At 72.7% G+C, this 10,580-nt stretch carries 8 protein-coding genes; 7 read left to right on the top strand and 1 reads right to left on the bottom strand.

Going from position 1 to position 10,580, the window contains the following annotated elements; all coding sequences use genetic code 11:
* Window positions 1-36: 36 nt before the first annotated feature.
* The 3 genes from putP (at window position 37) to M3148_RS15345 (ending at window position 3,302) form a co-directional block, all read left to right on the top strand.
* A complete protein-coding gene (putP, locus tag M3148_RS15355; protein WP_251305605.1) occupies window positions 37-1,542 on the top strand; it encodes a sodium/proline symporter PutP in 1,506 nt (501 codons plus the stop codon).
* An 82-nt stretch (window positions 1,543-1,624) separates the two neighbouring features.
* Window positions 1,625-2,623, top strand: coding sequence for an ABC transporter ATP-binding protein (locus M3148_RS15350; RefSeq protein ID WP_251305634.1), 999 nt, complete (start codon window positions 1,625-1,627; stop codon window positions 2,621-2,623).
* The gene (locus M3148_RS15345; protein WP_251305604.1) at window positions 2,616-3,302 is read left to right on the top strand and encodes an ABC transporter ATP-binding protein; all 687 of its coding nucleotides are present in this window, start codon (window positions 2,616-2,618) and stop codon (window positions 3,300-3,302) included. The genes M3148_RS15350 and M3148_RS15345 overlap by 8 nt, the downstream gene beginning before the upstream one ends.
* 109 nt (window positions 3,303-3,411) lie before the next feature.
* Here M3148_RS15345 and M3148_RS15340 read toward each other — a convergent pair whose 3' ends face one another.
* Window positions 3,412-4,452, bottom strand: a complete 1,041-nt coding sequence (locus M3148_RS15340; RefSeq protein ID WP_251305603.1) for a type IV toxin-antitoxin system AbiEi family antitoxin domain-containing protein — start codon at window positions 4,450-4,452, stop codon at window positions 3,412-3,414.
* Window positions 4,453-4,832: 380 nt separating this feature from the next.
* Between M3148_RS15340 and typA the strand changes: the two genes are divergently transcribed.
* Genes typA through M3148_RS15320 form a run of 4 tightly spaced genes read left to right on the top strand, consistent with a single transcriptional unit; the run spans window position 4,833 to window position 10,580 of the window.
* Window positions 4,833-6,740 carry a translational GTPase TypA gene (typA, locus tag M3148_RS15335; protein ID WP_251305602.1) on the top strand — a complete coding sequence of 636 codons (1,908 nt, stop codon included), beginning with the start codon at window positions 4,833-4,835 and terminating at the stop codon, window positions 6,738-6,740.
* A 37-nt stretch (window positions 6,741-6,777) separates the two neighbouring features.
* A complete protein-coding gene (locus M3148_RS15330) occupies window positions 6,778-8,301 on the top strand; it encodes a PIG-L family deacetylase (RefSeq protein ID WP_251305601.1) in 1,524 nt (507 codons plus the stop codon).
* Window positions 8,298-8,795: a flavin reductase family protein gene (locus M3148_RS15325; RefSeq protein WP_251305600.1), complete on the top strand. Its 498-nt coding sequence runs from the start codon at window positions 8,298-8,300 to the stop codon at window positions 8,793-8,795. Before M3148_RS15330 ends, M3148_RS15325 begins: the two co-directional genes overlap by 4 nt.
* 42 nt (window positions 8,796-8,837) lie before the next feature.
* Window positions 8,838-10,580, top strand: coding sequence for a VanW family protein (locus M3148_RS15320; protein ID WP_251305599.1), 1,743 nt, complete (start codon window positions 8,838-8,840; stop codon window positions 10,578-10,580).

The raw sequence follows: 10,580 nt of genomic DNA, 5'->3' as shown, positions 1-10,580 counted from the left end.
CACTGGGCAAATCGTGCTCTCGGGGAGGAGACGACGATGTCTGACCGCACCTACCAGCTCATCGCGCTCGTCGCGTACTTCGTGGCGATGCTGGCGATCGGCTACTACGCCTACCGTCGCACCAGCGGCCACGAGGACTACATGCTCGGCGGGCGCCGCCTGTCGCCGACCACGGCGGCACTCAGCGCCGGTGCCTCGGACATGTCCGGGTGGCTCATGATGGGCCTGCCGGGCGCCATCTACGTCAGCGGGCTCATCGAGGGGTGGATCGCCGTCGGGCTCACCATCGGCGCCTACCTCAACTGGCGTCTGGTCGCCCCGCGCCTGCGCTCGTACACGGAGACGGCGAAGAACTCGATCACCATCCCGAGCTTCTTCGAGAACCGCCTGCACGACACCTCGCGGTCGCTGCGCGTGGCCTCCGGCGCCATCGTCCTCGTCTTCTTCACCTTCTACGTCTCCTCGATGATGGTCGCCGGCGGGGTGTTCTTCGAGGTCGCCTTCGACACGTCCTACCGCACGGGCATGCTCATCGTCGCCGGGGTCACGCTGGCCTACACGCTCATCGGCGGGTTCCTCGGCGCCTCCCTGACCGACGTCGTCCAGGGCACGATGATCATGATCGCGCTGCTCATCGTGCCGGTCGTCGTGCTCGTCGCACTCGGCGGGGTCGGAGAGGCACTCGAGGGGATCCGCGAGGTCGATCCCGCCCGCTTGTCTCCGCTGGCGGGAGAGGGTGTCACCGGGGCGTCGGTGGTCGGCGTCGTCTCTGCGCTCGCGTGGGGCCTGGGCTACTTCGGCCAGCCCCACATCATCGTGCGCTTCATGGCGATGCGGGACGCGCTCTCGGCCGGCCGCGCGCGGCGGATCGGGATCGGCTGGATGGTCATCTCGCTGGTCGGCGCGGTGGTGACCGGCCTCCTCGGCATCGCCTACGTCAACCGCATCGGCCTGGACCTGAGTGACCCCGAGCAGATCGTGCTGGCGCTGTCCGAGGTGCTGCTCCACCCGTTGCTGGTCGGGGCGATCTTCGCCGCCGCGCTCGCCGCGATCATGAGCACCGTCTCGAGCCAGCTCATCGTGTGCTCGTCGGCCTTCGTCGAGGACCTCTACCGGATCGTCAACAAGGACGCCTCGCCGCGGCAGCTCGTCGTCCTCGGGCGCGTGTCCGTGCTCGGCGTCGCGGTCATCGCCACGGTCCTCGCGCTCAACCCCACCGACACGATCCTCAATCTCGTCGCCTTCGCGTGGGCGGGCTTCGGTGCCTCCTTCGGCCCGGCGATCCTCCTCAGCCTCTTCTGGCGCCGGCTCACCACCTGGGGCGCGCTCGCCGGGATGGTGACCGGCGCTGTGACAGTCATCCTGTGGAAGCAGTTCGGGCCGGAGATCCTCGGCGCGACGCTGTACGAGATCGTGCCGGGCTTCCTCGCCAACCTGCTCGTCGCCGTCGTCGTCAGCAAGCGCACCTACCGGCCGGACGAGGAGATGGAGCGGGAGTTCACGGCGGCGGCCCAGGGGGCGAGGCGGGCCCCGGCGGAGTAGCGCGGCGCGGACCGGCACGCGGGTGGGCGGGGCGATGAGACGATGGCGCCGCCAGCGGGCCGCAGACAGCGACGAGGTGACGATGACGACGACCGTGCAGGGCGCCGAGCCGGACATCCTGTGCCACGGGCTCGTGCGGATCTTCTCCACCGAGGGCGTGGAGGTGCAGGCGCTGCAGGGGCTGGACCTGCGGGTGGAACGCGGCGACGTCGTCGCGATCGTCGGTGCGTCCGGCTCGGGAAAGTCGACCCTCCTCAGCATCCTGTCCGGGCTGGACCGGCCCACGGGCGGCAGCGCCGTCGTCGCCGGCACGGACATCGGTGCGATGAGCCGGACGGACCGGGTGCGTTACCAGCGGCACACGGTCGGCTTCGTGTGGCAGCAGACCTCCCGCAACCTCCTGCCCTACCTCACCGCCGCGGAGAACATCGCCGTGCCCCTCGTGCTGTCCGGCGCGAAGGCGCGTGCGAAGCGGGTGGACGAGCTGCTGGCCCTCCTCGGGATCGAGCACTGCCGTGGTCGCCGGCCCGAGCAGATGAGCGGTGGGGAGCAGCAGCGGACCGCGATCGCCGTCGCGCTGGCCAACCGCCCCCGCGTGCTCCTCGCCGACGAGCCCACCGGTGAGCTCGACGACGCGACGAGCGCCGAGGTCCTCGAGGCACTGCGCGGGGTGTCGGAGCGCCTGGGCGTCACCGTCCTCGTCGTCACCCACGACCCCACCGTGTCCGAGCACGTGCGGCGCACCGTCCAGATCCGTGACGGCCGCACCTCCACCGAGGTGCTGCGGCGCACCGAGCGCGACGACTCCGGCGCCGAGGTGCACGTCGCGGAGGAGTTCGCCGTCCTGGACCGCACCGGGCGTCTCCAGCTGCCGGAGGACTTCGTCAGCGCCCTCGACCTGCGCGAGCGGGTGCGGCTGGCCCTGGAGACCGACCACGTGGGCGTCTGGCCCGACGGTGCGGCACGGACGGCCTCCGACGCGGACGGCGCGACGGGCGCGCGCGGGTCGGACGGCTCCACGGCGGCGTCGGCCCGGCGGCCGCGTCGGCGCGACCTGCGCGGGGAGGGCGACGATGGCTGAGGTGCTGCTGATCGCCGAGTCTGTGGGCCGGGTCTTCACCACGGGCGCCGGTGAGGTCCGCGCGCTCACGGACGTGAGCATGGAGGTGACTCGCGGTCGGCTCGTCGTCGTGCGCGGGCCGTCGGGCTCGGGCAAGACGACCCTGCTCAACCTCCTCGGTGGGCTGGACCGGCCCACGAGCGGGCGGGTGCTGCTCGGTGACGGCCGCGAGCTGTCGGCCCTGCCGGAGAAGGACGTCCTCGAGGTGCGCCGCACCCGCATCGGCTACGTCTTCCAGTCCTTCGGGCTCATCCCCGTGCTGTCGGCCGCCGAGAACGTCGAGATCCCGCTGCGCCTCCTCGAGGTTGACCCCGCAGAGCGCGAGGAGCGGGTGGCAGGCGCCCTCGAGCTCGTCGGGCTCTCCGGCCACGTGCGCCAGCGGCCCTACGAGCTCTCCGGCGGCCAGCAGCAGCGCGTCGGCATCGCCCGCGCGCTCGTCGCCGAGCCGGAGGTCCTCATCGCCGACGAGCCCACCGGCCAGCTCGACTCCCGCACCGCGGCCACGATCATGGAGCTCCTCCAGGACCTCGCCCACGCCCGCGGCCTCGCCGCCGTCGTCTCCACCCACGACCCCGTCCTCATGCAGCGCGCAGACGAGGTCATCACCCTCCGAGACGGCCACCAGGCCCCACTCCGCTGACCTCCCGGGCTCCGCCCCGCCACCCTCCGCTTGGGTCGTACTTTCCGATCTTGGGGCGCCCTTTCTGGCGTCCCGGGGTGAGGGAGAAGTGCGATGCATCGTGGCGGAATTACCGGACAAGCAGTGCGGGGACCGGTCGGAGCGTGGCCACGTAGGACGCGGGCAGTGAGGCGCAGAGCCTGCGGAAGGTGGCGTCCTCCCGGTAGGCGTCCTTCTTGTCGAACCGGACGACCCGGGTGTGAGGCAGGCTGCGCAGGTCGTCCTCACGGCGTTTCTCCGCTACCACCACGTCCGAGATCGCCCGCGCCGTCGCGGCTGGGACGGCCATCTCGACGGCGTACTTCACCTCGCCGTCGTACTCCCCGAGGAGCTGGAGCAGGAACCGCGAGCCGTCCACCTCGAGGTCGAAGCGCCAGCAGAGGTCGGTGTAGTAGGTGTGTCCGCGGACGTCGAAGCGCATCTGCAGCACCGGAGGGGGTAGTCCGCGAGACACGGCGATCCAGCGGATGACCGTCTCGTACGGCGACTCGGAGAGCGGGTCGGCGTGCGCGGTCACGGCCCGGGCCCGGACCCGCCCGTGCCGCGCGCCGTGGTCGACCAGGGCCAGGAGCCGGCCGCGGAGCGACTCGGCGCGTTCGGCCACCGCGTCGGGCTCGTCGCGGCGGGGGTCGAGGAGCAGTCGCATGCCGCTGTCGGCGACGACGAGGGCATCGCGGGGGTGGAGGGTCTTCGCGCAGTCGACGATCGTCCGCTCGACCGATGTCACGGAGCAGCCGTCGACCGTGGTGACGTCCTCGGGCGGCAGGGTGCCCGCGTGTCGTGTGAGGGCGACGCTCTGCCGGCGAGGTCGGTACTCCTGTGTCACGTGCACCTGATCAGGTGCGCGGAGCAGCCACAACCCGTGGACGAGAGCGGCCGACTCGTGACTGAGCACGGCGCGCCCCGTGAGCCGGTGGGCGGTGGCGGCGACGCGGGCACGCGCCAGATGGTCGGCCTCCGCCCAGGTGCTCGCCTCGGCGAGCGGCTCGACGAAGGCGCCGTGGCTCACCCGGACCAGGCCGCCTCGCTGGGCGTCGCGCATCGCGTTGGCACCGAAGTCACGGCTGAGCGTGACGCGAGGAAGAGGCTCAGGCCCCAGGGACACCGCCATGCAGAGACAGTGACGCAGGTCCGCGCAGCAACGCGGAAGCCGAAGGCGCCCAGTGGAGCGCCCCTCCGCGAGCGGTCCCGGTGGAGCACCGTCTCGGTCCGATGGGTCGTACGTTTCGCTCAGCCCGGGGCGCCAGGAAGGGCGACGCAAGAACCGAAAGGGCGACCCAAGCGGGGGGTGGGAGTGGGGGCCAGTGCGGCGAGGGGCGGGGGTGGTATGGGGATGGTCACACACGGTGTCTTCGCGGCCGGGCGGTTGTAGAATTCATCGGCGGCACTCGGGCCTCGGGTGCCACCCCGCCCGTCACTCGGCGCACCGTTCCCGCTCCTCGAGCGATGCCGGCGCCGCCCGGGCACCCCTTCACCGGAGGAGCTCCGCGTATGCCCGTTCGTTCCGACCTGCGTAACGTCGCGATCGTCGCCCACGTCGACCACGGCAAGACCACGATGGTCGACGCCATGCTCTGGCAGTCGGGCGCCTTCGGAGACCACCAGCACGTCGACGAGCGGGCGATGGACTCCGGTGACCTCGAGCGCGAGAAGGGCATCACCATTCTCGCGAAGAACACCACCGTGCGGTACACCGGCCCCGCGGCCGCGGCGCACGGCGCCCCCGACGGCGTGACCATCAACGTCATCGACACTCCCGGCCACGCCGACTTCGGCGGTGAGGTCGAGCGCGGTCTGTCGATGGTCGACGGCGTCGTCCTCCTCGTCGACGCGTCCGAGGGCCCGCTGCCTCAGACCCGCTTCGTCCTGCGCAAGGCGCTCGCCGCCAAGCTGCCGGTCATCATCGTCGTCAACAAGGTCGACCGGCCCGACGCCCGGATCACCGAGGTCGTCGCCGAGGCCACCGACCTGCTCCTGGGCCTGGCCAGCGACCTCGCCGACGAGGTCCCCGACCTCGACCTCGACTCGGTCCTCGACGTCCCCGTCGTCTACGCCTCGGCCAAGGCCCGCCGCGCCTCCCTCGACCAGCCCCTCGACGGCGAGCTGCCCGACAGCCCCGACCTCGAGCCGTTCTTCGCCACCATCCTGCAGAACATCCCCGCCCCGACGTACGAGGAGGGCGCGCCCCTCCAGGCGCACGTCACCAACCTCGACGCCTCCCCGTTCCTCGGCCGCCTCGCGCTGCTGCGCGTCTTCAACGGCGAGCTTCGCAAGGGCCAGAACGTGGGCTGGGCGCGCCGCGACGGCACCCTCAAGCCCGTGCGCATCTCCGAGCTCCTGCGGACCGTGGCGCTGGACCGCGTCCCGACCGATGTTGCGCACGCCGGTGAGATCGTCGCCGTCGCTGGCATCGAGGACATCACGATCGGTGAGTCGCTCGTCGACCTCGAGGACCCGCGCCCGCTGCCGCTCATCACGGTGGACGACCCCGCGATCTCGATGACCATCGGCATCAACACCTCCCCGCTGGCCGGCAAGGTCAAGGGCGCCAAGGTCACCGCTCGCCAGGTCAAGGACCGCCTCGACCGCGAGCTCATCGGCAACGTGTCCCTCAAGGTCCTGCCGACCGACCGTCCCGACGCCTGGGAGGTCCAGGGCCGAGGCGAGCTCGCGCTGGCGATCCTCGTCGAGCAGATGCGCCGCGAGGGCTTCGAGCTCACCGTGGGCAAGCCGCAGGTGGTCACCAAGACCATCGACGGCAAGATCCACGAGCCCATGGAGCGCATGACGATCGACGTCCCCGAGGAGTTCCTCGGCGCCGTCACCCAGCTCCTCGCCCTGCGCAAGGGCCGCATGGAGACGATGACCAACCACGGCACCGGCTGGGTGCGCATGGAGTTCGTCGTCCCCGCCCGTGGCCTCATCGGCTTCCGCACGCGCTTCCTCACCGACACCCGCGGCACGGGCATCGCCTCCTCGATCGCCGAGGGCTACGAGCCGTGGCACGGCCCGATCGAGCTGCGCACCAACGGCTCGATGGTCGCCGACCGCGCCGGCTCGGTCACGCCCTTCGCGATGATCAACCTCCAGGAGCGAGGGTCCTTCTTCGTCGAGCCCACCTCGATCGTCTACGAGGGCCAGGTCGTCGGTGAGAACTCCCGTGTCGACGACATGGACGTGAACATCACCAAGGAGAAGAAGCTGACGAACATGCGCGCGGCGTCCTCGGACACCTTCGAGAACCTCGTGCCCCCGCGCAGGCTCACCCTCGAGGAGTCGCTCGAGTTCGCCGGCAACGACGAGTGCGTCGAGGTGACGCCGGAGTCCATCCGGATCCGCAAGGTCGTCCTCGACGCGACCGAGCGCGCCAAGGCGGTAGCCCGCCTGCGCCGCGCCTGACACCGGGCCGCACGGCGGCCTGGACAAGAATGGGGTGATGATGACGACGCAACCCGAGCACCGGCTGCTCGCCGTCTTCGCGCACCCCGACGACGAGACGATCGGTGCGGGTGGCCTGCTTGCCCTCGCCGCCCGCGCCGGTGTCGACGTCTCCGTCGTCACCTACACCCGCGGTGAGCGCGGCGAGGTGATCCCTGCGGACCTCGCCCACCTCGCCGACGACCCCGAGCAGCTGGCCCGTCGCCGTGAGGCGGAGCTGTCCGCCGCCCTCGCCGAGCTCGGCGCGCACCGCCACCTCTTCCTCGACCAGGTCCCCGCCCTCGAGGGCCGACGGCCCGCCCGCTTCCGCGACTCCGGCATGCGGTGGGTCCGCCCGGGCCTCGCCGGGCCGGCCGAGGACGCCGGACCGGACGCCTTCAGCACCCTCGACGTCGACGTCGTTGCCGGGCTCCTCGCCGTCGTCGTCCGCCACGTGCGCCCGACGGCGGTGCTCACCGAGGAGCCGGGCGGCGGGTACGGGCACCCCGACCACGTCCAGGCGCACCGGGTCACCGCCCGCGCGATCGAGATCGCCGCCGACCCGGCTGAGCCGCTCGGCGGTCTGGCGCCGTGGCAGGTGCCCACCGTCCTGTGGACCGCGCAGGAGGAGTCCCACCTGCGGGCGGCGCTCGCCGAGCTCGCCGACGTCCTGGGCCACCACGCGCCGCTCCACGCCCCGGACGGCACCGTCCTCACGGTGCTCGACCCGGGCGGGGAGCTGCCCTCGCTCGCCGTGCCCGCCTCGGAACTCACCGCGTCCTTCGACGTGCGGCCCGTCGCCGAGCAGGTCCTCGCGGCGCTGCGCCAGCACCGCACCCAGGTCCAGGCCGTCGCGCCGATCGACGGCCGGCGGCTCGTCGGGTACCTGGGGCTGAGCAACGCGGCGCTCGTGCCGGTCCTCGACCGCGTCCACCTGCGCCCCGCCCCCGGCTCCGACGCCACCGCCCTCGCCGCGGTCCTCGCGCACGACGACGGCGCCACCCCGGTCCCGTCGTCGGCGCCGGTCGCCCCCGCACCCGTCCTCTCCGCACCCCAGGCCGCCCCGGAGGACTCCGCGTCGCAGGCCGCCCCGGAGGGCCCCGCCGTCGCCGTCCCGGACGGCGGTGCCGCCACCGCCACCGTCCCGCGCCGCGGCGTCCTCGCCCGGCTCGTCACGAGCGGCGGGACGGTCGGCGTCCTCGTCTCCCTCCTCGCCGGACTCGTCATGGGCGCGCTCGGCACGGTCGTCCACCGCTTCACCCTCGAGGGCTTGCCCGTCGGCATCGTCCTCGGGCTGGCCGGTGTGCTCGCGGCAGCCGTCGCGGCGCGCGCGATCGCGGGCGGTGGCGGGCTCCTGCTCACCGCGCTCGCCGTCGTCGGCCTCACCCAGGCCATGGCCTTCCTCCGCCCCGGTGGTGACGTCCTCGTCACCGACGAGGCCATCGGCTACGTCTGGCTCTTCGGCGCGCCCGTCGCCTGCGTGCTCGCGGCGGTGCTGCCGGCCCGCTGGTTCGGCGACGGCACCCGGGGGAGGCGGACGTGAACGAGGAGCTCGTCGAGCGGTACCGCGCCACCATGCAGCGCCTCGCCGGGGGTGTCGCGGCGGTCTCTGTGCGCCACGGCGCCACCGACCTCGCGATGACGGCCACCGCGCTCACCTCGGTGTCCCTGCGACCGCCGATGGTCCTCTTCTGCGTCCACACCGATGCCCGGCTGCGCGAGGCGCTGGACGACGTCGACACCTGGGCGGTGAGCATCCTCGACGGTGACGCGAAGGTCGCCGCCGAGCGCCTCTCCAGCCCCGGACGCCCCGCCATCGGGCAGCTCGTCGGTGTGGACCACAGCCGCGGCCCGCTGAGCGACGCCGCGCTCGTCGACCAGGCACAGGGCTGGCTCGAGTGCCGCACCCACTGGATCCGCACCGCGGGCGACCACGACGTCGTCGTGGGCGAGGTCCTCGACGCCACGCTCGGCCGCACCGCCACCGGTGCCCTGGTCCACCACCTCGGGCGGCTGCGGCCGCTCGGGGACGCCTGATCTGCGCGTCGCACCGTGACGCGATCCCGGAGGGAAACACGTATGGGAACGGACACGTCGGCCGACGACTCGCTGCTCGTCGACTTCGAGGAGGAGAGCCCGCGACGCCGTCGCCGCGGGTGGGTCGTCGCCCTCGTCGTCCTCGTCCTGCTGCTCGCCGCCTACGCCGGTGCTGCCTGGTACCTCGGTGACCGCGTCCCGCGCGGCGCGACGGTCGCGGGCGTCGACATCGGCGGGCTCACCGCGCAGGAGGCCACCGAGCGGCTCGACGAGGAGCTGGCCGACACGGCCACCGCGCCCGTCCCGGTCTCCCTCGCCGAGAACGAGACGACCCTCGACCCGGCCGCCGCCGGCCTGGAGCTGGACGCCGCCGCCACCGTCGACCGCCTCTCGGGCTTGTCCTTCGACCCGCGCAGCGTCGTCGCCCACCTCTTCGGCACCGAGGAGCACGACCCGGTCGTCCGGGTGGACGAGGCGGCCCTGCGCGCCGAGGTCGAGCGGGTCGCCGCGACGCTCGACGTCGCGCCCGTCGACGGCGCCATCGCGCTCACCGACGGCGAGGCGCAGGTGACCGAGCCGGTGGCCGGCACGGCTGTCGACGTCGACGCCGCCGTCGAGCTCGTCGCCGACTCCTGGATCAGCGGGGAGCGTCCGCTCGAGCTGGCGGGCGAGGAGGTCGCGCCCGCCATCACCGCCGACGCCGTCCGGACGGCGATGGACGAGGTGGCCCGCCCGCTCACGCGCTCGCCGGTGGCCGTCGACATCGACGGACGGCTCATCGAGCTCACCCCGGCGCACCTCACCTCCGTCGCGACCCTCGAGCCCACCGACGACGGCGCCCTCGAGCTGCGGCTCGACGGCGAGGCGCTCGTCGACCTCGTCCTCGAGCTCGACCCCGAGGTGCGCACCGAGGCACGCGACGCCCGCATCGTCCTTCAGGACGGGCGACCGACCATTGTGCCCGGGGCGACCGGGATGGACGTCGACGAGGAGGTCCTCGTCGAGACCGTGGCCGCGGCCGCCGTCTCCAGCTCCGACCGCACCGCCGAGGCGCGGCTCGTCGAGGTCGAGCCCGAGTTCACGGCCGCCGACGCCGAGGCCCTCAAGGTCACCGAGGTGGTCTCGGAGTTCGCCACGCCCTTCCACAACGACCCTCAGCGCACGCGCAACCTCGTCGTCGGGGCGGAGAAGATCTCCGGCACCCTCGTCAAGCCCGGAGAGACCTTCAGCCTCATCGAGGCTCTGGGTCCGATCACCGCCGAGCGGGGCTTCGTGTCCTCCGGCGTCGTTGTCGACGGCCTGGAGACGAGCGGGATGGGCGGTGGCCTCTCCCAGGTGTCCACGACCGTCTTCAACGCCGCCTTCTTCGCGGGTATGCAGCTCGACGAGTTCCAGACCCACTCCCACCACTACGCGCGCTACCCCGAGGGCCGTGAGGCCACGCTCTTCACCCCGAGCGTGGACCTGCGCTGGACCAACACCACGCCCTACGGCGCGCTCGTCCAGGGATGGGTGTCCGGCGGGAAGCTCCACGTGCGGCTGTGGGGCACCGAGCACTTCGACGTCACGACGAGCACCAGCGAGCGCTTCAACTTCACCCAGCCCTCGACCGTCTACAGCTCCGCGTCCGGCTGCGTCCCGAACAGCTCGCCGGAGCGTGGCTTCAGCGTCACGGTGTCGCGCACCGTGTCGCTCGACGGCGCCGAGGTCGACAGCAACTCGTGGACCACGCGCTACATCCCGTGGGACCGCGTCGTGTGCGGCTCGGCGCCCAGCGGCGGCTGA

The organism is Georgenia satyanarayanai, assembly GCF_023715365.1.
In the GTDB taxonomy this organism is placed as follows: domain Bacteria; phylum Actinomycetota; class Actinomycetes; order Actinomycetales; family Actinomycetaceae; genus Oceanitalea; species Oceanitalea satyanarayanai_B.
This window is presented reverse-complemented; position numbering and strand designations above follow the sequence as displayed.

What these genes read in the sequence shown, in the direction of transcription:
- M3148_RS15340 (WP_251305603.1), bottom strand. Translation starts at nt 4,452, where the DNA reads ATGGCGGTGTCCCTGGGGCCTGAGCCTCTTCCTCGCGTCACGCTCAGC.
- M3148_RS15345 (WP_251305604.1), top strand. Translation starts at nt 2,616, where the DNA reads ATGGCTGAGGTGCTGCTGATCGCCGAGTCTGTGGGCCGGGTCTTCACC.
- M3148_RS15320 (WP_251305599.1), top strand. Translation starts at nt 8,838, where the DNA reads ATGGGAACGGACACGTCGGCCGACGACTCGCTGCTCGTCGACTTCGAG.
- M3148_RS15330 (WP_251305601.1), top strand. Translation starts at nt 6,778, where the DNA reads ATGATGACGACGCAACCCGAGCACCGGCTGCTCGCCGTCTTCGCGCAC.
- typA (WP_251305602.1), top strand. Translation starts at nt 4,833, where the DNA reads ATGCCCGTTCGTTCCGACCTGCGTAACGTCGCGATCGTCGCCCACGTC.
- putP (WP_251305605.1), top strand. Translation starts at nt 37, where the DNA reads ATGTCTGACCGCACCTACCAGCTCATCGCGCTCGTCGCGTACTTCGTG.
- M3148_RS15350 (WP_251305634.1), top strand. Translation starts at nt 1,625, where the DNA reads ATGACGACGACCGTGCAGGGCGCCGAGCCGGACATCCTGTGCCACGGG.